The sequence below is a fragment of the Priestia sp. P5 genome (genome assembly GCF_029522155.1).
GTDB lineage: Bacteria > Bacillota > Bacilli > Bacillales > Bacillaceae_H > Priestia > Priestia megaterium_E.
In genome coordinates, this window is sequence record NZ_JAKWFJ010000001.1 from 399,689 (window position 1) to 424,604 (window position 24,916).

Below are 24,916 nucleotides of genomic sequence, written 5' to 3' on the forward strand. Positions count from 1 at the left end.
AAAGAGTATGATTCTAAAAGGTGATAAAGGATTTACCCTTATTGAAATGCTCATTGTTATGCTCGTTATTACCGTGCTTTTGCTCATTATGATTCCAAATGTATTAAAGCATAATACGGTTATTAACAACAAAGGCTGCTCAGCTCTTGTCAAAACCGTAGAGGCTGAGGTACAAGTATACGAACTTGAAAATGGCGAAAAACCAAGTCTAGAAGAGCTTGAAGCAGGAGGCTACTTAAAAGAAGGCACCGTGTGTCCAAATGGCCAAGCTATTCAAATTGACGGTACCGGAAAGGTTACAGCTAGTGGTTCTTCTTAAGCAAAAAGGGTTTACCCTCATTGAGATGCTGATGGTTTTATTTATTGTGCAAGTGATGATGTTTTCCATTATTGTAGCTATTCGACCGCTTGTGGAATATTACAAAATCACACTATTCTTGCGACAGCTGCAAAGCGACACGTTTTATGTGCAGCAGACAGCCATGAACCGAGAATCTCCAATTAAAATTAACTTCGCACCGAAGGGAACAGAATATATTATTTCTGATTCTCGTGCCGTTCTTTATAAGCGCGCCTATGACTCCACCATTCATATCACATTTGGAAGCGGCAATTCCACGATACAATACAACAAAAACGGCAATATTTCTCAAGCAAAGACCATTTTTATCAGCAATCAAAAATTTAAATATAAAGTTACTTTTCAAATAGGCAGAGGGCGTTTTTATGTGGACAAGATGTAAGGGTCAGCAGGGCTACACCTTGTTAGAAATGCTTGTTTCATTTAGTATGCTTTTACTCCTAACCGGTACAATTATTCCTTTGTATATTCAGATGAAGGAAGCAGAAAAGAAGCAATATGTTTCGTATCAAGCTGATGCTATCTTGCACGAAGAGCTATTGAAATATAAATATGAAGCAGGATATAAACGGCGAGAAAAAATCGTAAAAGAAAACGTTGCGTTTTATCTGAAGTGGGACGGAGAAAGTGCTCAAAAGCTTTGTGTAGAATGGACAGATTCCGCTGAGAAAATGAAAAAGAAGTGTGATGTGATGTTGAAGTGAAAAGGGAAAAAGGTTTTACGCTTATAGAGATGTTAGTCAGTTTTACTCTTTTTTTGATCATTGTTTCATTTTTCCCCATTATCATTCCGCTAGCTAAGCAAACATATAATCCGGACTTTAGTATGAATGAAATGGAGTGGGAAATCTTTGTAAATCAACTTGCGATGGAATATCGAGAAGCAAAAGAAGTGGGAATTCATGCGACTACGCTTACGTTGAAAATGGAAAATAATCAGATCATCACTTATGAACGCTACGAAGACAAGATAAGAAGACGAGTGGATGAAAGTGGTCATGAAGTTGTGCTGCAGCACATTAAGAATATTATGTATGAACAGCAAAAAGAAAGGCTGTTGATTCGTTCAACAGACGGTGTTAACAAAGTTAGAGAAGAAACCATTACGACGTTTTTGATGTTTGCTCATGAAACATAATGAGCAAGGATTTATTCTTCCGGTTGTTTTGGCATTTTGTGCGCTTTTTCTTCTGTTAGTAGCTCAGCAAACCACTTATTTTGTGACGAAAAGTTCATTTTATCAAGAAGTAGAGCAGAAAAATCGTCTGCAGCATCTTTTAGAAAACGCGGTTGTACATGTAAAAAAAGAAATAAAAGAACGTAATAAATCTCCATTTGCATCTTTAGTATTAGAAACTGGTACGGTTTCATACGAAGTAGTAAGTGAAGATGAACAGATGATTATTCTAAAAATAAAGTGTCAAACATTGCAAGGAAGAGCATTGACGGAAACGGCATATATTCAAAAAAAGGATCAGCACATTGTGAAGTGGACGGATTAAGTCTCTTTCTCTCCGGATATAATAGTGCTGAGGAGATGATTATATGAAAACGAATGATTATGTAAAATATATGACTCAGCAATTTGTACAATATATGGATCAGCCAAAAGAAGAGAGGAAAACGAAAAAGATTCAAAAAAAAGAAGAGCGAGCACCTTTTGCAAACAGATGGTTTGGAATGATTCCGCTGTCGTTTATGCTGTGGTATCGAAAGAAAAAAGAAAGATGAGCATATCATATGCTCATCTTTTTTTAACCGGCTTGTGTTTTATTAAATTGACGAGACATCGTTTCAGGCGATATGTAAAATAAGCCACCGTTTATAAATTTAAATAAGATAGTCGGCTCGTACAGTTCTTGAAGCGCTGTTTTTTCGGTCATATATATTTCTGGCAGCTCTTCTGCTGTTTCGTAAAAATGATCAAGAAGCGCTAAGTCTTCATACCATCTCTCCTGCGCTTTTTCAGCCCATTCAGTTGGCTGAGTTTTAACATAGTCAGTCACATATGATGTGAGTCGTGCGATGGCACTTTTAGGTTTAATAAAAGGTGAGAGAGTAAAGCAATAGTCTGAGATCTTAGATGACAGATTTTGATTAATGATTAATTCATGAAATGATTCAATGATTTGTCCATTGATTAAATTAATGCCAAGCGACAAGAGCTCGTCTTTTTTACGATCACATTTGTACGAGACTTTAATATTTAACGCAAGCCAAGGATGTAAAGGCTGATTTGTTGGCTGAGCTGATGAAACTTGTTCATACAAGTGAATAAATCCGCCTAGCTTTTGAGTAGAAGCGAAAATTTGATGCAGCCTAGGTGAGCCAAAATGAATTCGTTCTCCTTGAACAGAATCATCTTCAAACGCTGGGTCTGTAATGAAAGTGAGTGAAGCAGGATTTGCTTCTCCACCTGTCTTTTCAACATAATGCCAATAAAATGGACGATTCATCAATTCTTTATCAAGTTCAATCGTTAATTGAACCGTCAGGTAAGACGATGTTTCTGTGACAATAGAACAATTATTAGCTAGAAAATAACGCTTTAAAAATTGATGAATATCAGTTTGCTGCATGCTGATCCTCCTCGCTGTCTTCGTATTGAATAATAGACGTCAAGTTCTCCATTTTAATTTTTATTTCTCCTTCACTCCGTGAATGAAATAAAATATCCTGAATATGCTCTTCGATATTTTTTAAATCAAGCTTTGTTAAAATATCATCTAACTCTCCAACAACTCGTTCAAAAAGGTTTATTTTTTCGTACAGTAATTTTAAAATATGTTCTTCGACCGTATGTTGAATGGCTAAATTGTAAATGTGAACATCATGTTTTTGACCTAAACGATGGACCCTTCCAATTCGCTGTTCTAGACGCATTGGATTCCACGGTAGATCATAGTTAATGATATGATGACAAAACTGAAGGTTGATTCCTTCTCCGCCTGCTTCAGTGGCAATAAATACTTGCGCGTGGCTTTCAAAAAGCTGCTTCATCCAGTCTTTTTTGCCTCGCTTAAATCCGCCTCTAAAAGGTACAGAGGTAATCCCATGCTGTTTTAAATACCACTGTAAATACAGTTGAGTTGCTCTGTACTCAGTAAAAATAATGACTTTATCATCAATTTTCTGAACGAGCTCTAGCACTTTTTCTGCTTTTGCATTTTGCGGGACTTGCTGAAGTAGTTCCATTAACGGCGTAATCATATGTTCCGTTAATGCGCTGTTTTGATCTTCCTGACGTTCCAGCATGTTTTTTAATGTCATATACACCGCTTCACGGCTGCTGCAGGCCTCTCGCTGCAGAGTTAAAATTGAAAAAGCGCTTGAAGGGTGGAGTCCGTTTCCTTTAAAAGATGTAATCGCATCATACAGCTCCCGTTCTTTTGGCGAGAATTCAACAGGAATGGTTTGAACAATTCGCTTCGTCCATTCGATACCCGTATCGTGGCGGCGATTTCGAATCATAACTTTGTTAACAAGCTCTTTTAAGTGTTCATCGTTTTGCAAAGAGCGTTTTTTAGCGGAAAATAATTCTTCGAAATAGTCTTTATTACCGAGATGGCCAGGCTTTAAAAGAGAGACTAAGTTAAAAATTTCTTCAATTCGATTTTGAATCGGTGTTGCGGTTAACAACAGACAAAATTTCTTTTTTAGACTTTGCACAAATTCATAGTTTTTTGTTTTGTTGTTTTTAAGTTTATGAGCTTCATCAATGATGATGAGGTCGTAGTCTTGTTCAAGGACAATTTCTCGATGAGGAGAACGTTTTGCTGTATCAATTGAAGACACAACGATGTCACACTGATCCCACACATATGATTTTCTTTGAGGGACTGCGGGAATATAAAATTTTTGATTCAATTCCATAGCCCACTGTGAAACAAGCGAAGCTGGAACTAAAATGAGAACTTTTTTAACAAGTCCGCGAATCATATATTCCTTCAAAATTAACCCTGCTTCAATCGTTTTTCCCAGTCCTACTTCATCTGCTAAAATGGCTTTCCCATTCATTGTTTCAACTACTTGTTTGGCTACTTCGAGCTGATGAGGAAGCGGCGTTAAATCGGCTAGATGTTTTGGGCTTTGTAGTCCTTCAAATTCTGAGATAAGCGTTTGGTCTTCTATTTCATAGGCAAGTTTATACAAATCCCATGCAGACCAAGGGCCGTCTTGCTCCAATTTAGTTGAGAAGGCTGCTTCCCATGTTTCATCGATGTTTAATTTCACTTTCATGATAAAAATGCTCCTTTGTAAAAAATTTTTATTGAACAAATGATAAGAATCAGGTAGGATAAAAATATATTTAGAAAATTTGAAAAAGAAAATAGATTAGCACTTTACAAATGATTGTGTGAATAAAGATAGATACATCTTTCAGTAGTATGCCCAACTTTATCAACTTTATAGAAGCGAATGACGACACGGGGAGAGACTACTTGAATGTAGCGCCGAAGGAGCAAGCAATAAAATTGTGAATCTCTCAGGCAAAAAGACTCTTGTTTGACGCAGCTCTGGAGAGTGTCTATGCGTTTATAGACCACCCACGAGGCAAACCTATTCGTTTATAGGTAAACTTTCAGGTGAAAAGGACAGAGACTTCCTACTAAATACAGTAGGGGGTTTTCTGTCCTTTTTTGTTTGGATACATAGTGATCCCCACACTATTTGAAAACTCCCCGTTATGAAAAGTTTCACGTGAAAAAGAGGAGGACATAAATATGACAACAGAATTACACAAAACGCCGCTTTATGATATCTATCAAAAATATGGTGCCAAAACAATTGATTTTGGCGGATGGGCTCTTCCCGTTCAATTTTCTTCTATTAAAGAAGAGCATGAAGCTGTACGTACAAAGGCAGGCCTTTTTGATGTCTCTCATATGGGAGAAATTCTTGTAACAGGAGCTGATAGCTTAGCTTTTCTTCAGCACACGATGACAAATGACGTTTCTACCCTCGTAGATGGAAAAGCGCAGTATACGGCTATGTGTTATGAAGACGGAGGCACGGTAGATGATTTGCTGATTTATAAAAAAGCAGATCAAGAGTATTTGCTAGTCGTAAACGCTGCTAATATTCAAAAAGACTATGAGTGGCTGGTGTCTCACAAACAAGGAGATGTAACGCTCGTTAATCAATCTGATGAAACTGCGCAGCTAGCTTTACAAGGTCCTGTAGCAGAAAAAGTTTTACAAACTTTAACGAACGAAAATTTATCTTTATTAAAGCCATTTACATTTGCTAATGATGTAGAAGTAGCGAATGTAAAAGCTCTCGTTTCACGTACTGGGTACACCGGGGAAGATGGCTTTGAAATTTATTGTTCTTCAACTGACGCCGCTCACTTGTGGACGGCTATCTTAGAAGCAGGCAGTGATGAAGGTGTGTTGCCTTGCGGATTAGGAGCTCGCGATACGCTTCGTTTTGAAGCTACTTTGGCTTTATATGGCCAAGAGCTTTCAAAAGATATTACGCCCATTGAAGCTCGAATTGGATTTGCAGTGAAAACGAACAAAGACAGCTTTATTGGAAAAGAAGTGTTAAAAGAACAGCGTGAAAGCGGGGCACCTCGTAAGCTGGTAGGAATTGAAATGATTGATAAAGGTATACCAAGACACGGTTACGAAGTATTGGCAGATGAAGAACAAATTGGATTTGTGACAACAGGTACACAGTCACCGACATTAAAGAAAAACATCGGTCTAGCACTATTGTCAGCAGAGTATACAGAGCTTGATCAAGAAGTGGAAGTGCAGGTTCGCAAAAAACGCTTAAAAGCAAAAGTGGTTTCAACACCTTTTTATAAACGTTCAAAGTAAGCTTTGGGGAGGAATTTAACATGTTACATCGCTATTTACCAATGACAGAACAAGATCAGCAGCAAATGTTAGCAGCAATTGGTGTTTCATCTGTTGATGATTTATTTTCAGATATTCCGCAGCGCGTTCGTTTTCAAGGAGAATACAGTATTAAAAAAGCGGCTTCAGAGCATCAGCTGTTAAAAGAATTAAATAGTATGGCTGCTAAAAATGCTCATTTAAAAGACTATGCTTCTTTTTTAGGAGCAGGAGTTTACGATCATTACATGCCGGTTATTGTTGATCATGTTATTTCTCGTTCGGAATTTTATACGGCCTATACTCCGTATCAACCGGAAATTTCTCAAGGAGAACTTCAGGCCATCTTTGAATTTCAAACAATGATTTGTGAGTTAACGGGGATGGACGTGGCTAATTCTTCTATGTATGACGGAGGAACTGCTTTAGCAGAAGCCGCTATGCTCAGTGCGGGTCAAACAAAAAAGAAAAAAGTACTTGTCTCTGCGGCTGTTCACCCTGAGTCAAAAGATGTGTTAAAAACGTATGCGAAGGGTCAATACATTGAAGTGGTAGAAATCCCTGCAGCAGACGGAGTAACAGACATGATTGCATTAGAAAAAGAGATGGGGAGTGACGTGGCAGCTGTTATTGTCCAGTATCCAAATTTCTACGGACAAATCGAGCCGTTAAAAGAAATTGAAGAAATTACCCATCAAGAAAAATGCATGTTTGTGGTTTCAAGCAATCCTTTATCATTAGGTTTACTTACGCCTCCTGGAGAATTTGGAGCTGATATTGTCATTGGAGATGCACAGCCATTTGGTATTCCAAGTCAATTTGGAGGCCCGCACTGCGGATACTTTGCAACTACGTCTAAGCTTATGCGAAAAATCCCAGGACGATTAGTAGGGCAAACGGTAGATGAAAACGGTAAGCGAGGGTTTGTTTTAACCCTTCAAGCACGTGAACAGCATATACGCCGCGATAAAGCGACTTCTAACATTTGTTCAAATCAAGCGTTAAATGCTTTAGCGGCATCAGTTGCCATGACAGCTTTAGGCAAGCAAGGTGTAAAAGAAATGGCGCTGCAAAATTTATCAAAAACGCATTATGCATATGAAGCGTTAAAGGCAAAAGGGGTAAATGTAGCATTTGAAGGACCGTTTTTTAATGAATTAGTCGTGAAGCTTCCTGTTTCGGTAACAGAAGCAAACAGTCAGTTGTTAGCTTCAAAAATAATTGGCGGTTATGATCTTAGCCGTGATAACCAAGCGCTTGAAAATCACATGCTGCTTGCTTTTACAGAGCTCCGTACAAAAGAGGAAATTGACCAACTTGTAAATGAATTGGGGGATCTTCATGCTTAATCAAAATCAATCACTTATTTTTGAAAGCAGTAAAGAAGGGCGAATCGGCTATTCATTGCCAGAGTTAGATGTGCCGCAAGTAAATGCTGAAGAACTGCTTGGAAAAGCGTATGTGCGTACCGAAGCTCCTGAGCTTCCTGAAGTATCAGAACTCGATATTATGCGTCATTACACCGCGCTTTCAAAACGAAATCACGGAGTGGACTCAGGGTTTTATCCGCTTGGTTCATGTACGATGAAATACAATCCAAAAGTGAATGAACAAGCAGCACGCATTGCTGGGTTTGCGCATATTCATCCGCTTCAAGATGAGCAAACGGTTCAAGGTGCTCTCGAACTTTTATATGATTTACAAGAGCATTTAACAGAAATTACAGGAATGGATGAAGTAACACTTCAGCCAGCAGCAGGTGCTCACGGCGAGTGGACCGGGCTTATGATGATTCGTGCCTATCATGAAGCAAATGGTGAGACGCAGCGAACAAAAGTCATTGTTCCAGACTCAGCTCACGGAACGAACCCCGCTTCGGCAACAGTTGCGGGATTTGAAACGGTAACGGTAAAATCAAACGAACATGGTTTAGTGGACTTAGAGGATTTACGCCGCGTAGTAGGAGAAGATACAGCCGCTTTAATGTTAACAAACCCAAATACGCTAGGGTTATTTGAAGAAGATATTTTAGAAATGGCTGAAATTGTTCACGAAGCAGGTGGAAAGCTTTATTATGACGGTGCAAATTTAAACGCAGTATTAAGTAAAGCCCGTCCTGGAGATATGGGGTTTGACGTTGTGCATTTAAACCTTCATAAAACGTTTACAGGCCCTCATGGAGGAGGCGGTCCTGGCTCTGGTCCGGTAGGGGTAAAAGCAGATTTAATTCCGTATTTGCCTAAACCAGTGCTTGTGAAAACAGAACAAGGCTATCACTTTGACTATAACCGTCCTCAGTCAATTGGACGTGTAAAGCCGTTTTACGGCAACTTCGGTATCAACGTTCGCGCTTATACGTATATTCGTTCAATGGGTCCAGACGGCTTAAAAGCCGTGACGGAAAACGCTGTGCTAAATGCCAACTATATGATGCGTCGTTTAGCAGAACACTATGAGCTTCCGTTTGACCGTCACTGTAAGCACGAATTTGTTTTATCAGGAAAACGTCAGAAAAAGCTTGGCGTGCGCACATTGGATATTGCAAAACGACTGCTTGATTTTGGCTATCATCCGCCGACTATCTACTTCCCGCTTATCGTAGAAGAGTGCATGATGATCGAACCAACGGAAACGGAGTCGAAAGAAACGCTAGATGCGTTTATCGATGCGATGATTCAAATTGCAAAAGAAGCAGAAGAAACGCCTGAAGTCGTACAGGAAGCTCCGCATACAACGGTTGTGAAGCGCCTTGACGAAACGCTGGCAGCGAGAAAGCCAGTCCTTCGCTATCAGAAAGAACAGGCTGTTCAAAACGTCTAACAAAAAACCTCGCCCAAAGGCGAGGTTTTTCTATATACATACCATTATTTTTTCTTTTTCACTTTACCGTTCCACATTTTGAAGCCGCCTTTTAAATCATAGATTTCTTGAACACCGTGGCGACGAAGCATTTGTGCTGCGCGTCCTGTGCGCATTCCGCTTTGACAATAGATGTAGACAGGCTGATCTGGACGAAATTCTTTAATGCGCATACGGAACTGTGAAAGAGGAATATTTCGTGCGCCTAAAATATGTCCGTTTTCGAATTCATTCGGTTCACGAATATCAACTAGCTGTGCCTTGCGGTAGCCGCTGCGGAATTCTTCTTCAGTTAACGTTTTCATAATGCGACGTTGGACAAAGAACATAACGACAGAGTATATGATGATTACTCCAAGTAAAATGAGTACTGCTGTAATTGCTGACATGCTGATTCTTCCTTTCTTCGACAAAATCCATACTCTTATTATATAAGTGAATGAAATTAGAAGTAAAGCGATTTTGCCTTGAATCTAGCGGATTTCTTCCCGAAAATGAAAAAACTACCACATTTGAATTCACAGTTTTGTGTTGCTCTTTGCTTTTCCTTAGCTCAATCTTTTGGTAGACTAAAAAACGGATTTATTTTTTATATTACATATAGCTGAGGATGAGGTAGATGAAAGCAAAGTGGAGATTTATTGATTCCAACAACCGTTCGCCTTATTACAATATGGCGTTAGATGAAGCGTTATTAGAATGGCATAGTAAAGGAGAAATTCCACCTACGATTCGTTTTTACGGATGGAACCCTCCAACGCTGTCAATCGGTTATTTTCAAAAAGCTGAAAAAGAAATTAACTTTGATAAAGTAAAAGAATTAGGACTAGGCTTTGTAAGACGTCCAACGGGCGGCAGGGGCGTGCTTCACGATGAAGAGCTTACTTACAGCGTCATTGTATCTGAAGAGTATCCTAACATGCCTAAGACAGTTACAGAGGCATACCGCGTAATCTCTGAAGGTTTACTGGAAGGATTTCGTTCGTTAGGGCTCGAGGCTTATTTTGCTATTCCTCGTTCAGAAGAAGAAAAAAATAGCTTAAAAAACCCTCGTTCGTCCGTGTGCTTTGATGCTCCTTCTTGGTATGAACTAGTTGTAGAGGGCCGCAAGATTGCTGGAAGTGCCCAAACTAGACAAAAAGGAGTTATTCTACAGCACGGCTCTATTCTGTTAGAGATTGATGAAGATAAATTATTCAGCGTGTTTAATTATCCAAATGATCGCGTGAAAGAAAGAATGCAGCGCGCATTTCGTTCTAAAGCGGTAGCCATCAATGCAATTGCGGGCCGCAAAATCTCTATTGAAGAAGCAAAAGAAGCGTTTTATAAAGGATTTGCTTCTGCTCTTGATATTGATTTAGAACCGTATACACTGTCTGAAGAAGAGGAAGCATATGTAGAAGAACTAGCGCGCACAAAGTACGGATCGGATGAATGGAACTTTAAGCGCTAAACGGATGCCCATGGGAAATAGATAAAAGTGCAACTTCTTATAAGTTGCACTTTTTATTGGGATTTTTAGAAACAATGCTTGGCTAATAGAATACATAGGGAAGAAAAGTCAAACACTTTTTTTACGAAAAAAAAAATATTTCACTTGACACCCTTCTATATGTAGATGTTTGGAGAAGTGTCAAATACTATATATTGAATTCGTCCAAGCCGTGTGGTAAGTTATTGATAGTTGATTGAAAAACTCTATTTCCTTTAAAAGGAAATAGAGTTAATAAATTTATAGATGTTCGATAGGTAAGGAGTTGTGAGAATGACTGTTTTGTTAAATCAAAAAGTGAATATGAATGTTGAAAAGCTCAATTCAGATATTGAACGCTTTCCGCAAGTACATCCGATTACACCGGATATGAAGTTGACTCATAAAGGTGTTTCAAGATTGGTAATGTTAGACCGCTATGCGTTTAAAGATACGGAAAAATTAACGTTATCAGAAGGAGATTTTGTTGTTCTAACCGTAAAGGAAGATCCAAAATTTCCAGCACGAGGACTTGGCTATGTGGAAAGCATTAATTTTGAGCAAAAAACTGCTGTTGTCAAGGTAGAAGATGAGTTTAGAGGAGCTTTATCGCCTGAAGAAGCAGAAAACGGATTAATTACTCGTTCTTTAGATGTCATTGAAAAACCTCTAGAAGTCTTCTATGAGCAAATTGCAAAACGTAATGCAACAGGCTTAGCTTCTGTGGAAAAAACAGAAGAAAAGCGCAAAGAGTGGTTTGAAAAGTTCTATCAAGAGCTTGTTCAGCTAAACTTTGTACCAGCTGGCCGCGTTCTTTACGGTGCAGGTGCTGATACGGACGTAACGTACTTCAACTGTTATGTAATGCCTTATGTAAAAGATTCACGTGAAGGTATTTCAGAACACCGCAAACAAGTAATGGAAATCATGAGCCGTGGAGGCGGTGTTGGAACGAATGGTTCAACTCTTCGCCCGCGCAACACGCTGGCTCGCGGTGTAAACGGCAAATCATCTGGTTCGGTTTCATGGTTAGATGATATTGCTAAACTGACGCATCTTGTTGAGCAAGGTGGGTCGCGCAGGGGCGCCCAAATGATCATGCTTGCCGACTGGCATCCTGACATTGTAGAATTTATTATTTCTAAAATGCAAAACCCTCGCATTTTACGTTTCTTAATTGAAAACACAAATGACGAAATGATTAAAAAACATGCGCAAGATAAATTGAAGTTCACGCCGCTAACAGAGTCTGAAGAAGCGATGTACCAAGGAATCATTAACTATAAACAAATTCCGGGTCTTGGTGGATTCAGTGAAAAAATCATCAAAGATGCAGAAGAAAAGCTGCAAACAGGCGGAACGTACAGCGTTCATAACTCAGAGTTTTTAACAGGAGCAAACATTTCTGTATGCTTAACAAAAGATTTTATGGATGCTGTTGAAAACGACGGTGAATACGAACTTCGCTTCCCAGACGTAGAAAGCTATTCAAAAGAAGAAATGGCTAACTACAATGAAAACTGGCACGAAGTAGGCGATGTGCGCGAATGGGCAAAACAAGGAAACAAAGTTCGTACGTACCGTACTATCCGTGCAAAAGAGCTATGGAACTTAATTAATATTTGTGCAACGTACTCAGCTGAACCAGGCATTTTCTTCTTTGACAATGCTAATGACATGACAAATGCTCAAGCATATGGTCAGCACGTTGTTGCAACGAATCCATGTGGTGAATAGTTTGCCTCATGTAAAACATTGCGGAATAAAGCAGGAACCCTGAGATGGGAATCTGAACCGAAGGCTAAACGTAAAGGTTTAGTCAGGGGCAACGCATAGAAGCTGATCCTGTATAACAGACTATAATGCTTCCACGAGGCCGCAACGTTACAATTTTAAAGCTCGGAAAGAGTACTTGAAAGAAATGGCTGAATAATTGTAACGAAAACGTATGCTGAACTTACGTAAATATGAAGCGTAAGAGGTAGAGGATAAAAAGCCTTTACGATAACAAATTTGGAACAACCACTTGCACCATTCTCTGTTTGTAACTTAGCTGCTGTAAACTTAGCGCAAATGGCAGATAAAGAAACAAAAACTGTTAACTTTGAAAAGTTACGTCAAACGGTTGAAACGGGCGTTAGGATGCAAGATAACGTTATTGATGCAACTCCTTATTTCTTAGAAGAAAACCAAAAGCAAGCGCTTGGCGAACGCCGCGTTGGCCTTGGTGTAATGGGTCTTCACGATCTTCTTATTTATTGTGAAACAGAGTACGGCTCTGACAAAGGCAATGAGTTAGTAGATAAAGTGTTTGAAACAATTGCAACGACGGCTTACCGCGCGTCTGTAGAGCTTGGAAAAGAAAAAGGAAGCTTCCCGTTCTTAGTGGGCGAAACAGATGCTGAAACGGCTTCTTTACGTGAAGCATTTACAAATACAGGCTTCATGAAAAAAATGCCTGAAGATATTCGTGAAAACATTAAAGAGCACGGTATCCGAAACTCTCATTTATTAACAGTAGCGCCAACAGGCAGTACTGGAACAATGGTTGGGGTATCAACGGGTCTTGAACCTTATTTCTCATTCTCATACTTCCGAAGCGGCCGTTTAGGTAAATTTATTGAAGTAAAAGCTGATATCGTTCAAGAGTATTTAGATCAGCATCCAGAAGCAGATCCAAACAACCTTCCTGAATGGTTCATTTCAGCTATGGAACTTGCACCACAAGCTCACGCGGACGTGCAATGTGTGATTCAGCGCTGGATTGACAGTTCAATTAGTAAAACAGTAAACGCTCCTCGTGGTTACACGGTAGAGCAAGTTCAAAAAGTGTACGAGCGTCTGTATAAAGGCGGAGCAAAAGGCGGTACAGTGTACGTAGACGGAAGCCGTGATGCACAAGTCTTAACGCTAAAAGCAGAAGAAAATACATTTGATGAAGAAATTGAAGCGCCAAAAGAAGAAACAAAACCGCACGTGGTATTAGTTGATACAATTAACGAAATTCGTTCAACTGATGTAACAATCGGTTCTGAAGTAGGCAATACTTGTCCGGTTTGCCGTCAAGGAACGGTAGAGGAAATGGGCGGATGCAACACATGTACAAACTGTGGTGCACAGCTGAAATGCGGCCTTTAATTTTTAATCATGATTGACTAGTAAAAGCTGACTCAAGTGAGTCGGCTTTTATTATGTAGGAAAATGGGGCATAAATAAGAAGCGGGAACCAACGGTTCTTGTATTTGAATAAGCATTGTAGTATGATTTTAATTGAATGTCTTTTATCCAGTTTTATCTTATGACATCGCTTTATTTACACGTTTTTTTCACATAGATTATCAAACATGAACACGATATCACTATAAGAAACAGACATTTATGACTTATTATTAGCAATACATAATATTAATTGGGGGAGATTTCATGCCTACACCGAGTATGGAAGATTATATTGAACAAATATATATGCTAATTGAAGATAAAGGATACGCTCGAGTGTCTGATATTGCTGATGCATTGGCGGTTCACCCCTCATCTGTAACAAAGATGGTTCAAAAACTAGACAAAGATGAGTACTTAATTTATGAAAAATATCGAGGCCTTGTTTTAACAGCTAAGGGACAGAAGATTGGAAAACGTCTTGTTTATCGCCACGAGCTCTTAGAGCAGCTGCTGCGAATCATTGGCGTGGATGAGAAAAATATTTATGATGACGTAGAAGGAATTGAACATCATTTAAGCTGGAATTCCATTGATCGAATTGGGGACTTGGTTCAATACTTTGAAGAAAATCATAACCGTATTCAAGATCTTCGCAATGTACAAAAACGAAATGAAGAAGAGCAAAAATTATAAGAAAAAAGCAGCGGCCAATAGCGTCACTGCTTTTTTTCTTTTTATCATAACTTGTTGCTGAGTCGACTACAAATGTAGAGTGGGTAGTTTGGAGGAGAGGCTGTGTACGTCGACGGAGTGTTTTCAGGTGGCGGTATTAAAGGGCTTGCACTGATTGGGGCGTTACAAGCTTTAGAAGAAAAAGGCTTTATTTTTCGGCGGTTAGCCGGAACGAGTGCGGGTTCCGTTATTTGTGCATTTGTAGCAGCCGGTTATACAAGTGAAGAAATTGTTGAAATGATGAATGAAATTGAGTTATCGTCTTTTTTAGATCAAAGAATGTCTTTTTTACCATCAAGCTTGACAAAATGGCTGTTTTTATATTGGAAAATGGGATTATATAAAGGAGAAAGGCTTGAGAAGTGGATTGCTGAGAAATTGCGGAGCAGAGGAATTCGTACATTTGCTGATTTGCCTGATCAGTCGCTGCGTATTATTGCTTCAGATTTGACCAACAGTACGATGCTTGTTCTTCCAGATGATTTGCCTAAATATCAAATCGACCCGAATCGCTTTTCTGTAGCAAGAGCCGTTCGAATGAGCTGCAGCATTCCATATTTTTTTGAGCCAGTTAAATTAAAATCTACCCCAAGCAGTTTAATAGTCGACGGGGGCGTGTTAAGCAACTTTCCAATTTTTCTATTTGATGATGATAAAAGTCTTAAGAAACGACCGGTAATTGGTGTGAAGTTGAGCCCGAAGGACGAAGAAAGAGAACGGAATAAAATTAAGAATGCCGTTGGTTTATTCAGTGCGCTTTTTGAGACGATGAAAGATGCGCACGATGCAAGACATATTTCAAAACGTCACGAAAAAAATATTATCTTTTTGCCTGTTAATCAAGTTTTTGCGACAGAATTTACCCTCACAGAAGAACGGAAGGAAGAGCTGATTGCGTTTGGTAAAAAGCGTACAAGGGCATTTTTGAAAAAATGGTGCTATTAAAAAAACAAGGAGGTTTTTCTCCTTGTTTTTTTAAAAGAATGCTCTATTTTTCTTTTTTCCTTTTTTACCTTCGATGACGGTCAAGTGTGAGTTGTTTTTCTTTTTCTTTAGCGGTTTCGTTGATTTGGATACCGGGCGCTTATTTGAGCTTCGGTACGTATGCATATCAACTTTGTTGCTTCCTCGCTCTTTTTCTTTTTGACGCAGTTTTGATTGTTTTACTGCGCGCACATAGCCTCTATCTTGACCTTTTGTCTGAGAAGGGCGGAGAATAAACCGATAAACTAAGTAAAACAAAATGATAAACAGAAAAATATAACCTGCTTGACGTAATAAAACAGCTGGATCTGTAATCAACGTAAATGCAAAGCCAATGACTCCTAACCCGATTAGACCATATACAAGTGGTTTCACGAATGGACGTCTCATTTTGTTCACCTCCTAAAATAGTAAAAAAAGAAAGCAAAACGGTGTGGATTAGACAACTTGTTCGTCAGTGGTAGAAGAAAGTTCATTTTCAACGCGTAAAAGTTCTTTAAATGAAGCAATCGCAACTTCAACTTGATCATCTTTTGGTTCTTTGGTTGTTAAAAGCTGAAGCCATAAACCGGGATAACCTAAAAAGCGAAGAAGAGGGACATGACGAACTTTATTGGTTAACTGTAACACTTCAAATGATAAACCAAGGACAACTGGAATTAATGCAAGGCGATCCACAATTCGTAACCAAAGAGGATCCGTTGGAACAAGTAGGTAGACAAACATTCCTACAACTACGGTAAAGAGGATAAAGCTACTTCCGCAGCGATAATGAAGTCGAGATTGTGCTTGCACGGCTTCTACCGTAAGTTCAGCATTGTTTTCATATGCATTAATGACCTTGTGTTCTGCTCCATGATATTGAAACACCCGTTTAATAAGTGGCGTTTGTGAAATCACATAAATATAGCCAAGAAGCAATAATAGTTTAAATACTCCTTCAATAAAAACCTGAGCTACACTTGAAGTGAAAACAGGACGTGTCAATTGTGCTAAAAACACAGGAATCAATGTAAATAGTACTTTCCCGAAAAGAAAGGATATTACACCAATAGTTGCAACGCCAAATATTAAAGATAGTTTTGATTCTTTTTTCTCTTTTTGTTGTTCTGCTGCTACTTGAGCATCATCTTCTGGATTCACGTCATAGCGTTCAGAGGAAAAGTTCAAGTGCTGCGTACCGTTTGCACTGGCTTCAACAATAGCAGCAATTCCTCGTAAAAAAGGAATTTTTTTTAAAGCAGTGAGTACGGAATTTGATTTTCTTTTTGAATGAAAATAATCAATAGATTGATCTTTGCGGCGAATAGCCGTCACCATCATACGTTTGCCACCGAACATGACGCCTTCTATAACGGCTTGACCACCATACGCAGGTTTTTGTAATTTAGACATTTCAGGCACCAACCTAACTTAACTAGACTAGACTTCTTAGTATTTTATATTCTACAGCAAAATCAAATAAACCTCTAGGCGGATGCATGTTATCTAGTTTAGCCAATATTTTTCATCTCCACACCCTTGTTATGAATTTTTTTCCTTTCACTTATAAAATTTGTTTATGAAACTCTGTGCCAAGTAGTTTTAAAATGTCTCTGCGATATCAGGCTTCCTTCTTGCGTATAGGAAGAGTAATAAACGTAAAAACTTAGAAATGAGAAAAAAGTTCATACTACATCAAGAGGTGATTAATATGTCAGAACCTAAAGAACAGCATGAAAAAAAACAGGATAACCACCCTACGCATAAACAGGAAATGTCTTTTTTATTTAAAGCCGTCTTTATTTCCTTTTTTGGAGGGGTTTTCTGGAGCTTTATTGGCTATTTAAATTATCTGTTCAGCTTTAGTGTTATCAATCCAAATATGCTTTTAGATCCATGGGCATTAGGTGATTGGAAAGATAAAGGAATAGGTGTTATCGTCAGTATTTTTCTTATAGGGGTATTATCTATTGTTGTCGGGTTGTTATACTACGTCCTATTAAAGAAGTTTAAAACAATTTGGATAGGTTTTGCTTACGGCTTATTATGGTGGGCAATTGTATTCGTTGTTTTGAATCCGCTCTTTCCCAACTTAAAAACAATTGGAGAGCTTCCAGCTAACACGATTATTTCATCCCTCTGTATTTATATTTTATATGGTGTATTCATCGGATATTCCATTTCTTTTGAAGCTGCAGAGCTTCAAACAAAAGATGAATCTACAGATTTTCAAACGGCGAATAAGTAGTGTGAATGTTCCAACGTATGCTAATATATTCTATATAATGATTTAAAAAGAAAAATAAAGTGCAAATTCACATAAGTGAGCTGCATAGAGGGTTCGTAGTAGGGGAGAGTGTTGAATTAAGATGAATAAGATTTTAGTAATAAACGGTCCTAATTTAAATCGTTTAGGCGTACGCGAACCAGCGGTATATGGGACAGATAATCTTCAAAATCTTGAAGAGAAGCTTCAGCGAGCAGGCAGAGACCATGGGGTAGAAGTTGAGTGCGTACAGTCTAATCACGAAGGTGTAATTATCGACTGGATTCATGAAGCGGATGAGAAATTTGATGGAATTATGATCAATCCTGGTGCTTTTACTCACTACAGTTATGCCATTCGAGATGCGATTGCCAGTATATCTGTTCCTGTTATTGAAGTGCATATTTCGAACGTACATAAGCGTGAAGAGTTTCGCCACCATTCGGTGACGGCACCTGTTACACATGGTCAAATTGTCGGGTTAGGTTTATACGGATACGAGCTTGCCCTGCAGGCACTTTTACAATTAAGGGGGAAATAAAATGAAAATCGAAAAACTACGCGAACAGTTTTCAAAGTTGAATGTGGACGGTGTTGTAATTACAAGTGAATATAACAGACGCTATATGACCAATTTTACAGGGTCTGCTGGTGTCGTTATCATTTCTGAAGACAAAGCGGCATTTGTAACAGATTTTCGTTATGTTGAACAAGCAACTAGTCAAACAGAAGGTTTTGATATCGTTCAGCACAAGGGTCCTATTGTAGAAGAAGTAGCGAATGTAGTGAAACAATTTGGAATTAAAAAGCTTGGTTTTGAACAGAATTATGTTACATATGGACAGCATCAATTATTTGATAAGCATATCGGCGCGGAACTTGTTCCAATCTCGCACGCAATCGAAAACTTACGCTTGATAAAGAGTGACTCAGAGATTAAGATATTAAAGGAAGCTGCAAAAATAGCAGATGCAGCATATGAACATATTTTAACCTTTGTTCGTCCTGGTTTAACAGAGCTTCAAGTATCTAATGAACTGGAGTTCTTTATGAGAAAACAAGGCGCAACATCTTCATCCTTTGATACAATTGTTGCTTCAGGGCATCGCGGGGCTTTACCGCATGGTGTTGCTTCTGAAAAAGTAATTGAAAAAGGGGAACTTGTAACGCTTGATTTTGGCGCATACTATAATGGTTACTGTTCAGATATCACACGAACATTTGCCGTCGGTGAAGTAAGTGATAAGCTAAAAGAAATTTATAATGTCGTACTGCAAGCGCAGCTTAATGGAATGAGCGGCATTAAAGCAGGTATGACGGGTAAAGAAGCAGATGCGTTAACGCGTGATTATATTACAGAACACGGATACGGCCAGTATTTTGGACATTCGACCGGTCACGGCGTAGGGTTAGAAGTACATGAAGGCCCATCACTTTCTGTGAAATCTACAGATGTACTGCAGCCAGGTATGATTGTAACCGTTGAACCAGGTATTTACATACCAGACTTAGGGGGCGTTCGTATTGAAGATGATACGATCGTCACAGCAGAAGGTAATGAGGCATTATCGCACTCATCAAAAGAGTTCATTATTTTATAAAATGTAGGAGGATTTCTTCATGATTTCAGTAAATGATTTTCGTACAGGTTTGACAGTAGAAGTAGACGGAGGTATTTGGCGTGTAATGGATTTCCAACACGTAAAGCCTGGTAAAGGCGCTGCATTCGTTCGCTCAAAACTACGTAACCTTCGTACAGGAGCTGTGCAAGAAAAAACGTTCCGTGCAGGTGAAAAAGTAGGAAAAGCACAAATTGATAACCGTAAAATGCAATATCTATATGCAAGCGGCGATCAGCACGTATTCATGGACAACCAGTCTTATGAGCAATTAGAGCTTCCGGCAAGTGCAATTGAATATGAGCTAAAATTCTTGAAAGAGAATATGGAAGTAGCAATTATGATGTACCAAGGTGAGACATTAGGTGTTGAACTTCCAAACACAGTTGAGCTTAAAGTAACAGAAACTGAACCTGGTATTAAAGGTGACACAGCTTCTGGCGGTACAAAACCGGCAACTGTTGAAACTGGCTTAACAGTAAACGTTCCGTTCTTCGTAAACGAAGGCGATGTATTAATTATCAACACAACAGACAGCAGCTACGTATCACGCGCGTAATTGGAGCGTGTAAGCAAGCTGAAAACATACAAAAAAGGCAGAGAATCATTCTCTGCCTTTTTTGTATGTTTTTTTGTGCTAACTCTTCCTTATTTTGCATAGGTTGTACTAAACAACGCAGAGATATAGGAGGGGCTTATGAAGCAGTGGTTGGATCATTTAAACGGTACGGTATTAACGATGGCGTGCCTTCGATTTATTTCTTCATTTATTGAGTTTATTGCCGCTATTTTAATTGTCACAAACAATGATGTGAAAAAAGCGTTAATGATTAATGGAATGTTAGCGCTTGTTGGTCCGATTGTAATGGTGAGTTCTTTTACTATAGGTTTAGTGTCCGTAGCCGATCAATTATCTTTTGGGAAATTAATCATGATTGTAGTAGGAGTGCTCTTCATTTTAATCGGCGTTTTTAAATAAAAGGTAGGCATAAAATGGTCAAGCTTATAATACATTGAAGTGAGTTCAAATATGAGGGGATGAATATGTTAAACGAAATACTTGCAATCTTTCCGCCTAATTTAAAAAAGACTGTTGAATTTTATGTTACAAACCATTCTCATGTACTAGAAGAAATTCGAGTGCGCATAGGAAGACCTGTCGAATTTACAATCAACAATCAGCCATATTTCGAATCGTATCTTCCCAGTGCAGAAGATGCTTTATTTATCTTAAATAAATTAAGCCAGTTTTCGATTTATATGATTGAAGAAGAATTGAAAAAAGGATATGTCACCATTGAAGGCGGGCACCGGGTTGGGCTAGCGGGAAAAGTTGTAACGGAAAATGGACAGGTTCGTGTGATTCGAGATGTATCATCCTTTAATATCCGGATTGCTAAACAAAAGATTGGTATTTCGAATCAGCTTATTCCTTTTTTATACAATCGCTATTGGCAAAGTACGGTCATTATAGGACCTCCTCAGACAGGAAAAACAACCATGATTCGCGATTTAGCCAGAGTAATAAGTACTGGCATAGAGCGCTCTAAGATTCCTCCGTTTAAAGTGGGAATTGTAGATGAACGATCAGAAATTGCTGGGGCTGTTAAAGGGGTTCCTCAGCATACATTCGGATCTAGAATGGATTTATTAGACAGCTGTCCGAAAGCTGAAGGCATGATGATGATGATTCGCTCCATGAGCCCCGATGTGCTGATTGTGGATGAAGTGGGAAGTGAAGAAGATTGTAAGGCCGTACTTGAAGCGGTTAATGCTGGCGTTCGTGTCATTATGACTGTTCATGGCTATGACATTGACGATTTAATGAAGCGTCCCACTTTGCAAGCTTTAATGAAACTTCACGTATTCAAAAGGTATGTTGTGCTATCGAACAGCCGAGGTCCTGGAACACTTCAGGCTATCTACGATGAGCACTATAATTCCATGAAAACGTCCGCTGAAAAGTCGCTTATTGAAAATAGTAAAGGGTGATGGTGTATGAAACTGTTTGGTGCCATCTTTATCTTATTTGCTTCCACTTACACAGGATTTGAGTTTGCAAAGCAGCTTAGTGCAAGACCTAGGCAGCTCAGGCAATTAAAAACGGCTCTGAGGTCGTTAGAAGCAGAAATTATGTACAGCAATCGGCCTCTTCAAGAAGTTGCTCATTTGTTATCTCTACAGCTTCCTAATCCTTTGGCTTCTTTATTTAATGAGTTTTCAATGAAATTAAAAGAAGGTACTGAAAGTGTCAAGGAAGCTTGGGAAAAGACGTTGGACCAATTTTGGAAACAAACCGCACTTAAAACGGGAGAGCTAGAAATCTTAAAACAATTTGGTGAAACGCTTGGTCAGCATGATCGTTATTCGCAGCAAAAGCATATCTTACTGACGCTGAATCATCTTGAACGCGAAGAACAAGATGCAGTTGATAAGCAGAATCGCTATGAAAAAATGGTTAAAAGTTTAGGCTTTCTATCTGGGTTGCTACTGGTCATTCTATTGATGTAGCGATAGAGGAGGATTGAATGTGGGAATTGATATGAACACCATTTTTCAGATTGCTGGGATTGGTATCGTCGTAGCTTTTTTAGTCACCGTACTCGAACAGATGGGAAAAAAAGATTACGCGAACTGGGTTACCCTCATCGGTTTTATTTATATTTTATTTATGGTTGCTTCGATTGTAGAGGACTTATTTCAAAAAATCAAATCGGTTTTTTTATTTCAAGGGTAGAGGGGTGAGTTGCCATTGAAATGCTTCAAATTGTGGGCTTAGGGTTAGTAGCTACGTTTTTGGCTCTTATTTTAAAAGAACATAAATCACCTATTGCTTTTTTACTTGTTGTATTCGTGGGATCCGTGATCTTTCTTTTTTTAATTGATCAAATCTACGAAATTATTAAGATGGTCGAGCGGCTGTCGATTAATGCCCACGTTAACATGATTTATGTGGAAACCATCTTGAAAATTATTGGTATTGCCTATATCGCCGAATTTGGTGCTCAAATTACGAAAGATGCAGGGCAAGGTGCCATTGCTTCTAAAATTGAACTAGGTGGAAAAGTGCTGATTCTCTCCATGGCAATTCCTATTTTAACGGTCATTATTGAAACGATTATTTCAATGCTGCCCAATTAATTTTACTTAATATGAGGTGACGAAATGAAGCGGTGGACGTTTAAAGTGAATATACTCGCTCTTCTTTTGTTCCTCTTTTTTTTCTTTCCAGAAAATGTACAAGCTTCCGAACCCCCGAAGCAGCAAGAACTTGTCAATGAACAAATTGATAAGCTCGGTATCGATGAAGTCAAACAGTTTTGGGACGATATTATTACCCAATACGGCGGCTTTTTACCCGAGAGTCAGAAGGGAAGTTTAGTCGATTTTTTAAAAGGAGAAAAAGAGTTCTCTCTTAAAGAATGGCTAGGAGGTCTTGTAAAGTTTTTATTTCACGAAGTATTAGCGAATGGAAAGCTCCTCGGTACGCTCATTATGCTAACGGTTTTTAGCGTGTTTTTGCAAACGCTCCAAAGTGCGTTTAATCAGCAAACCGTAAGTAAAGTAGCGTATGCGCTTGTATATATGGTTTTGATCATCATTGCTCTTAATAGTTTTCAAATTGCTATCTCTTATGCAACGGGAGCGATTGAGACTATGACTAAATTCATTTTAGCTCTGGTGCCGCTGCTGCTTGCCTTAATGGCATCATCAGGGGGAGTTGTATCGGCAGCCTTTTTTCATCCGATGATTTTGTTTTTAATGAACACAAGCGGCTTGCTTATTCAATACGTAGTGATGCCGCTGCTCTTTCTTTCAGCACTGCTTAGCATTGTGAGTACGATTTCAGATGAGCATAAGGTTACACAGCTTGCTCAGCTGTTGAGGAATATAAGTATTGGCGTGCTTGGAATATTCCTAACTGTTTTTTTAGGAGTGCTATCCGTTCAAGGGGCCACCTCAGCTGTTGCCGACGGTATTACAATTCGAACGGCAAAGTTTGTCACAGGGAACTTTATACCTGTTGTAGGACGTGTATTCACAGATGCGGCTGATACAGTCATCAGTGCCTCGCTTCTATTAAAGAATTCAGTAGGGATTGCTGGAGTAGCAGTCTTACTGTTAATCGTCGCGTTTCCGGCTATTAAAGTGTTAACGCTCGCTTTTATCTATAAGCTAGCAGCAGCTCTTCTTCAACCTATTGGAGGAGGACCGGTTATTTCCTGCTTGAGCATTATCAGCAAAAGCGTCATCTATATTTTCGCGGCGCTTGCGGTTGTCTCGCTTATGTTTTTCTTATGTTTAACGGTCATCATTACAGCGAGCAACGTCACAATGATGGTGAGGTGAAAAAATTGCAGGCCTTAACGACGTGGATTACTAATATCGTTCTTTTTATCTTATTAGCTACCATTATTAATTTACTGTTGCCCAATTCTAGTTTTCAAAAATATACAAAGCTGGTGGTTGGACTTCTTTTAATGCTGATTATTATTACACCCGTTTTTCAAATTTTCAAAGTGGATGTTAATCAAATGCTGAAATCACTTAGCTTATCATCTATTCGATCTGATCAGCAGATAGAAAATTCAATAGAAAATCAGAAAAAAGAAATACAAGCTTCACAACGTGCATATATTTTAGAACAAATGGCTGTCCAAATGGAGGCAGATGTAAAAGAGGAGTTGATGGATCAGTATGGTGTAGCAATTGATCGAATTCACATTGAAACCAAAAAGCCGAACGACGAACCTACCGCTGATAATATTAAATCCATTTCAGTTGCCGTAAGTAAAAAAGCATCGGGTGATTCCGAGGTTGTTTCAGCTGTGAAAGTTATTTCTATTGATACCTCCACACCGATCGAAACAAACAAACCAACAGAATCCAAGAAATTATCCAACTATTTAGCAGCAAAATGGGATGTAAAACAAGGCCAAGTTGTTGTGAATATGGAGGAGGGAGACACGAAATGAGTCAAAAGCCAGAAAAAGGTGACCCATCATTTTTTCAGCGGTTCTTTTCACTTAAACAGTCATCAACTACGAAGAAACCTTCAAAGTTAATGTATATAGGCATTTTACTAGCTGCAGGCGTTATCTTTATGGTATTTAGCAACTCACTCACAACATCTATGAATTCAGGCGGATTACTAAAGAGTGCAAGCAAAGAAACCAGCGCATCACCGGTATCACAGGATGTTCCCGCTTTTAGCTCTAAAAAGACAACAACGATGACAGGTTATGAAGAGCGGTATGAGGAAGAATTGAAAGATATTTTGGATCAAGTTAGAGGCGTAAGTAAGGTAAAAGTAATTGTGAACCTAGATGCAACAGAATCCAAAATATATGAAAAAAACAGCGTCACAAAATCGCAAACGACCAACGAAACGGACCGTGAAGGAGGGACTCGTAAAGTTGAAGATTCCTCAACAGACGAACAGCTGGTCATTGTAAGAAGTGGAGAACAAGAAAAGCCTGTTGTAGTTAAAACCGAAAAGCCAAAAGTAAGAGGCGTGTTAGTTGTCGCTAAAGGAGCTGATAATATCGAGGTAAAGAAATCTATTATTGAAGCCGTGACAAGAGCGCTCGATATACCAAGTCATAGAGTAGCAGTATTAGCGAAAAAAGGATGAGG

At 38.9% G+C, this 24,916-nt stretch carries 29 protein-coding genes, 2 pseudogenes and 1 riboswitch; of the genes and pseudogenes, 26 read left to right on the forward strand and 5 right to left on the reverse strand.

Annotated features, from left to right (window positions below):
- Positions 1–7: 7 nt before the first annotated feature.
- From comGC to MMB69_RS02080, 6 genes are read left to right on the forward strand one after another with little or no spacing between them, the layout of a single operon-like run.
- A complete protein-coding gene (comGC, locus tag MMB69_RS02055) occupies positions 8–319 on the forward strand; it encodes a competence type IV pilus major pilin ComGC (protein ID WP_013059175.1) in 312 nt (103 codons plus the stop codon).
- Positions 261–743 (forward strand): competence type IV pilus minor pilin ComGD, encoded by a 483-nt coding sequence (gene comGD, locus MMB69_RS02060; RefSeq protein ID WP_223260330.1) that lies wholly within the window; start codon positions 261–263, stop codon positions 741–743. The genes comGC and comGD overlap by 59 nt, the downstream gene beginning before the upstream one ends.
- Entirely contained in the window at positions 727–1,065 is a 339-nt protein-coding gene (locus MMB69_RS02065) for a type II secretion system protein (protein ID WP_277447081.1), read from the forward strand. Before comGD ends, MMB69_RS02065 begins: the two co-directional genes overlap by 17 nt.
- A complete protein-coding gene (comGF, locus tag MMB69_RS02070; protein ID WP_269870418.1) occupies positions 1,062–1,499 on the forward strand; it encodes a competence type IV pilus minor pilin ComGF in 438 nt (145 codons plus the stop codon). Before MMB69_RS02065 ends, comGF begins: the two co-directional genes overlap by 4 nt.
- Entirely contained in the window at positions 1,489–1,863 is a 375-nt protein-coding gene (comGG, locus tag MMB69_RS02075) for a competence type IV pilus minor pilin ComGG (protein ID WP_221784568.1), read from the forward strand. Before comGF ends, comGG begins: the two co-directional genes overlap by 11 nt.
- A 43-nt stretch (positions 1,864–1,906) precedes the next feature.
- Entirely contained in the window at positions 1,907–2,092 is a 186-nt protein-coding gene (locus tag MMB69_RS02080; RefSeq protein WP_013059170.1) for a YqzE family protein, read from the forward strand.
- A 23-nt stretch (positions 2,093–2,115) separates the two neighbouring features.
- On the opposite strand, the gene MMB69_RS02085 is transcribed toward MMB69_RS02080, so the two are convergent.
- Positions 2,116–2,940, reverse strand: coding sequence for a YqhG family protein (locus MMB69_RS02085; RefSeq protein WP_269870417.1), 825 nt, complete (start codon positions 2,938–2,940; stop codon positions 2,116–2,118).
- A complete protein-coding gene (locus MMB69_RS02090) occupies positions 2,927–4,600 on the reverse strand; it encodes a DEAD/DEAH box helicase (protein ID WP_014458233.1) in 1,674 nt (557 codons plus the stop codon). Before MMB69_RS02090 ends, MMB69_RS02085 begins: the two co-directional genes overlap by 14 nt.
- A gap of 180 nt (positions 4,601–4,780) precedes the next feature.
- Positions 4,781–4,873, forward strand: a riboswitch (glycine riboswitch).
- 212 nt (positions 4,874–5,085) lie between these two features.
- Here MMB69_RS02090 and gcvT point away from each other — a divergent pair.
- The 3 genes from gcvT to gcvPB are packed head-to-tail and all read left to right on the forward strand — an operon-like array spanning position 5,086 to position 9,024.
- The gene (gene gcvT, locus MMB69_RS02095) at positions 5,086–6,186 is read left to right on the forward strand and encodes a glycine cleavage system aminomethyltransferase GcvT (RefSeq protein ID WP_277447082.1); all 1,101 of its coding nucleotides are present in this window, start codon (positions 5,086–5,088) and stop codon (positions 6,184–6,186) included.
- A 20-nt stretch (positions 6,187–6,206) separates the two neighbouring features.
- Positions 6,207–7,553 carry an aminomethyl-transferring glycine dehydrogenase subunit GcvPA gene (gene gcvPA, locus MMB69_RS02100; protein ID WP_277447083.1) on the forward strand — a complete coding sequence of 449 codons (1,347 nt, stop codon included), beginning with the start codon at positions 6,207–6,209 and terminating at the stop codon, positions 7,551–7,553.
- Positions 7,546–9,024 (forward strand): aminomethyl-transferring glycine dehydrogenase subunit GcvPB, encoded by a 1,479-nt coding sequence (gene gcvPB, locus MMB69_RS02105; protein WP_269870413.1) that lies wholly within the window; start codon positions 7,546–7,548, stop codon positions 9,022–9,024. Before gcvPA ends, gcvPB begins: the two co-directional genes overlap by 8 nt.
- 44 nt (positions 9,025–9,068) lie before the next feature.
- Here gcvPB and MMB69_RS02110 read toward each other — a convergent pair whose 3' ends face one another.
- A complete protein-coding gene (locus tag MMB69_RS02110) occupies positions 9,069–9,452 on the reverse strand; it encodes a rhodanese-like domain-containing protein (protein WP_013085006.1) in 384 nt (127 codons plus the stop codon).
- Positions 9,453–9,682: 230 nt separating this feature from the next.
- Here MMB69_RS02110 and MMB69_RS02115 point away from each other — a divergent pair, with 230 nt between their 5' ends.
- The 5 genes and pseudogenes from MMB69_RS02115 (at position 9,683) to MMB69_RS02135 (ending at position 15,373) form a co-directional block, all read left to right on the forward strand.
- Positions 9,683–10,516 (forward strand): lipoate--protein ligase family protein, encoded by an 834-nt coding sequence (locus tag MMB69_RS02115; RefSeq protein ID WP_013085005.1) that lies wholly within the window; start codon positions 9,683–9,685, stop codon positions 10,514–10,516.
- A 312-nt stretch (positions 10,517–10,828) separates the two neighbouring features.
- Positions 10,829–12,265, forward strand: a pseudogene (locus MMB69_RS02120) (vitamin B12-dependent ribonucleotide reductase); the annotation flags it as partial.
- Between the two features lie 285 nt (positions 12,266–12,550).
- A pseudogene (locus MMB69_RS02125) lies at positions 12,551–13,672 on the forward strand (hypothetical protein); the annotation flags it as partial.
- A gap of 285 nt (positions 13,673–13,957) precedes the next feature.
- Entirely contained in the window at positions 13,958–14,389 is a 432-nt protein-coding gene (gene mntR, locus MMB69_RS02130) for a transcriptional regulator MntR (protein WP_013085004.1), read from the forward strand.
- A 102-nt stretch (positions 14,390–14,491) separates the two neighbouring features.
- A complete protein-coding gene (locus MMB69_RS02135) occupies positions 14,492–15,373 on the forward strand; it encodes a patatin-like phospholipase family protein (RefSeq protein WP_269870412.1) in 882 nt (293 codons plus the stop codon).
- A gap of 30 nt (positions 15,374–15,403) precedes the next feature.
- Here the strand turns inward: MMB69_RS02135 and MMB69_RS02140 are convergent, their stop codons facing one another.
- Both MMB69_RS02140 and MMB69_RS02145 read right to left on the reverse strand, forming a co-directional pair.
- The gene (locus tag MMB69_RS02140; RefSeq protein ID WP_013059160.1) at positions 15,404–15,802 is read right to left on the reverse strand and encodes an SA1362 family protein; all 399 of its coding nucleotides are present in this window, start codon (positions 15,800–15,802) and stop codon (positions 15,404–15,406) included.
- A gap of 48 nt (positions 15,803–15,850) precedes the next feature.
- The gene (locus MMB69_RS02145; protein WP_014458240.1) at positions 15,851–16,807 is read right to left on the reverse strand and encodes a DUF1385 domain-containing protein; all 957 of its coding nucleotides are present in this window, start codon (positions 16,805–16,807) and stop codon (positions 15,851–15,853) included.
- Positions 16,808–17,105: 298 nt separating this feature from the next.
- On the opposite strand from MMB69_RS02145, the gene MMB69_RS02150 reads away from it, so the two are divergent.
- From MMB69_RS02150 to spoIIIAG, 12 genes are all read left to right on the forward strand, one after another.
- Complete coding sequence (locus tag MMB69_RS02150; protein ID WP_028410653.1) at positions 17,106–17,642, forward strand: YqhR family membrane protein; 537 nt, start codon at positions 17,106–17,108, stop codon at positions 17,640–17,642.
- A gap of 121 nt (positions 17,643–17,763) precedes the next feature.
- Positions 17,764–18,201 carry a type II 3-dehydroquinate dehydratase gene (gene aroQ / locus MMB69_RS02155; protein ID WP_013059157.1) on the forward strand — a complete coding sequence of 146 codons (438 nt, stop codon included), beginning with the start codon at positions 17,764–17,766 and terminating at the stop codon, positions 18,199–18,201.
- Position 18,202: 1 nt separating this feature from the next.
- Entirely contained in the window at positions 18,203–19,261 is a 1,059-nt protein-coding gene (locus MMB69_RS02160; RefSeq protein WP_028410654.1) for a M24 family metallopeptidase, read from the forward strand.
- Positions 19,262–19,280: 19 nt separating this feature from the next.
- Complete coding sequence (efp, locus tag MMB69_RS02165; RefSeq protein WP_013059155.1) at positions 19,281–19,838, forward strand: elongation factor P; 558 nt, start codon at positions 19,281–19,283, stop codon at positions 19,836–19,838.
- A gap of 138 nt (positions 19,839–19,976) precedes the next feature.
- Positions 19,977–20,258 carry a YqhV family protein gene (locus MMB69_RS02170; protein WP_013059154.1) on the forward strand — a complete coding sequence of 94 codons (282 nt, stop codon included), beginning with the start codon at positions 19,977–19,979 and terminating at the stop codon, positions 20,256–20,258.
- A 65-nt stretch (positions 20,259–20,323) separates the two neighbouring features.
- Entirely contained in the window at positions 20,324–21,271 is a 948-nt protein-coding gene (spoIIIAA, locus tag MMB69_RS02175) for a stage III sporulation protein AA (protein ID WP_013059153.1), read from the forward strand.
- Positions 21,272–21,277: 6 nt separating this feature from the next.
- Positions 21,278–21,790 (forward strand): stage III sporulation protein SpoIIIAB, encoded by a 513-nt coding sequence (spoIIIAB, locus tag MMB69_RS02180; protein WP_013059152.1) that lies wholly within the window; start codon positions 21,278–21,280, stop codon positions 21,788–21,790.
- A gap of 19 nt (positions 21,791–21,809) precedes the next feature.
- Positions 21,810–22,016, forward strand: a complete 207-nt coding sequence (gene spoIIIAC, locus MMB69_RS02185) for a stage III sporulation protein AC (RefSeq protein ID WP_013059151.1) — start codon at positions 21,810–21,812, stop codon at positions 22,014–22,016.
- A 20-nt stretch (positions 22,017–22,036) separates the two neighbouring features.
- Positions 22,037–22,420, forward strand: coding sequence for a stage III sporulation protein AD (gene spoIIIAD / locus MMB69_RS02190; RefSeq protein WP_013059150.1), 384 nt, complete (start codon positions 22,037–22,039; stop codon positions 22,418–22,420).
- Positions 22,421–22,444: 24 nt separating this feature from the next.
- Positions 22,445–23,629: a stage III sporulation protein AE gene (gene spoIIIAE / locus MMB69_RS02195; RefSeq protein ID WP_013059149.1), complete on the forward strand. Its 1,185-nt coding sequence runs from the start codon at positions 22,445–22,447 to the stop codon at positions 23,627–23,629.
- Complete coding sequence (spoIIIAF, locus tag MMB69_RS02200) at positions 23,626–24,255, forward strand: stage III sporulation protein AF (RefSeq protein WP_277447088.1); 630 nt, start codon at positions 23,626–23,628, stop codon at positions 24,253–24,255. The genes spoIIIAE and spoIIIAF overlap by 4 nt, the downstream gene beginning before the upstream one ends.
- A complete protein-coding gene (gene spoIIIAG, locus MMB69_RS02205) occupies positions 24,252–24,914 on the forward strand; it encodes a stage III sporulation protein AG (protein WP_057243217.1) in 663 nt (220 codons plus the stop codon). The genes spoIIIAF and spoIIIAG overlap by 4 nt, the downstream gene beginning before the upstream one ends.
- Positions 24,915–24,916 lie beyond the last annotated feature (2 nt).

What these genes read in the sequence shown, in the direction of transcription:
- comGC (WP_013059175.1), top strand. Translation starts at nt 8, where the DNA reads ATGATTCTAAAAGGTGATAAAGGATTTACCCTTATTGAAATGCTCATT.
- comGD (WP_223260330.1), top strand. Translation starts at nt 261, where the DNA reads ATGGCCAAGCTATTCAAATTGACGGTACCGGAAAGGTTACAGCTAGTG.
- MMB69_RS02065 (WP_277447081.1), top strand. Translation starts at nt 727, where the DNA reads ATGTGGACAAGATGTAAGGGTCAGCAGGGCTACACCTTGTTAGAAATG.
- comGG (WP_221784568.1), top strand. Translation starts at nt 1,489, where the DNA reads ATGAAACATAATGAGCAAGGATTTATTCTTCCGGTTGTTTTGGCATTT.
- MMB69_RS02080 (WP_013059170.1), top strand. Translation starts at nt 1,907, where the DNA reads ATGAAAACGAATGATTATGTAAAATATATGACTCAGCAATTTGTACAA.
- MMB69_RS02085 (WP_269870417.1), bottom strand. Translation starts at nt 2,940, where the DNA reads ATGCAGCAAACTGATATTCATCAATTTTTAAAGCGTTATTTTCTAGCT.
- MMB69_RS02090 (WP_014458233.1), bottom strand. Translation starts at nt 4,600, where the DNA reads ATGAAAGTGAAATTAAACATCGATGAAACATGGGAAGCAGCCTTCTCA.
- gcvT (WP_277447082.1), top strand. Translation starts at nt 5,086, where the DNA reads ATGACAACAGAATTACACAAAACGCCGCTTTATGATATCTATCAAAAA.
- gcvPA (WP_277447083.1), top strand. Translation starts at nt 6,207, where the DNA reads ATGTTACATCGCTATTTACCAATGACAGAACAAGATCAGCAGCAAATG.
- gcvPB (WP_269870413.1), top strand. Translation starts at nt 7,546, where the DNA reads ATGCTTAATCAAAATCAATCACTTATTTTTGAAAGCAGTAAAGAAGGG.
- MMB69_RS02110 (WP_013085006.1), bottom strand. Translation starts at nt 9,452, where the DNA reads ATGTCAGCAATTACAGCAGTACTCATTTTACTTGGAGTAATCATCATA.
- MMB69_RS02115 (WP_013085005.1), top strand. Translation starts at nt 9,683, where the DNA reads ATGAAAGCAAAGTGGAGATTTATTGATTCCAACAACCGTTCGCCTTAT.
- mntR (WP_013085004.1), top strand. Translation starts at nt 13,958, where the DNA reads ATGCCTACACCGAGTATGGAAGATTATATTGAACAAATATATATGCTA.
- MMB69_RS02140 (WP_013059160.1), bottom strand. Translation starts at nt 15,802, where the DNA reads ATGAGACGTCCATTCGTGAAACCACTTGTATATGGTCTAATCGGGTTA.
- MMB69_RS02145 (WP_014458240.1), bottom strand. Translation starts at nt 16,807, where the DNA reads ATGTCTAAATTACAAAAACCTGCGTATGGTGGTCAAGCCGTTATAGAA.
- MMB69_RS02150 (WP_028410653.1), top strand. Translation starts at nt 17,106, where the DNA reads ATGTCAGAACCTAAAGAACAGCATGAAAAAAAACAGGATAACCACCCT.
- aroQ (WP_013059157.1), top strand. Translation starts at nt 17,764, where the DNA reads ATGAATAAGATTTTAGTAATAAACGGTCCTAATTTAAATCGTTTAGGC.
- MMB69_RS02160 (WP_028410654.1), top strand. Translation starts at nt 18,203, where the DNA reads ATGAAAATCGAAAAACTACGCGAACAGTTTTCAAAGTTGAATGTGGAC.
- efp (WP_013059155.1), top strand. Translation starts at nt 19,281, where the DNA reads ATGATTTCAGTAAATGATTTTCGTACAGGTTTGACAGTAGAAGTAGAC.
- MMB69_RS02170 (WP_013059154.1), top strand. Translation starts at nt 19,977, where the DNA reads ATGAAGCAGTGGTTGGATCATTTAAACGGTACGGTATTAACGATGGCG.
- spoIIIAA (WP_013059153.1), top strand. Translation starts at nt 20,324, where the DNA reads ATGTTAAACGAAATACTTGCAATCTTTCCGCCTAATTTAAAAAAGACT.
- spoIIIAB (WP_013059152.1), top strand. Translation starts at nt 21,278, where the DNA reads ATGAAACTGTTTGGTGCCATCTTTATCTTATTTGCTTCCACTTACACA.
- spoIIIAD (WP_013059150.1), top strand. Translation starts at nt 22,037, where the DNA reads ATGCTTCAAATTGTGGGCTTAGGGTTAGTAGCTACGTTTTTGGCTCTT.
- spoIIIAE (WP_013059149.1), top strand. Translation starts at nt 22,445, where the DNA reads ATGAAGCGGTGGACGTTTAAAGTGAATATACTCGCTCTTCTTTTGTTC.
- spoIIIAG (WP_057243217.1), top strand. Translation starts at nt 24,252, where the DNA reads ATGAGTCAAAAGCCAGAAAAAGGTGACCCATCATTTTTTCAGCGGTTC.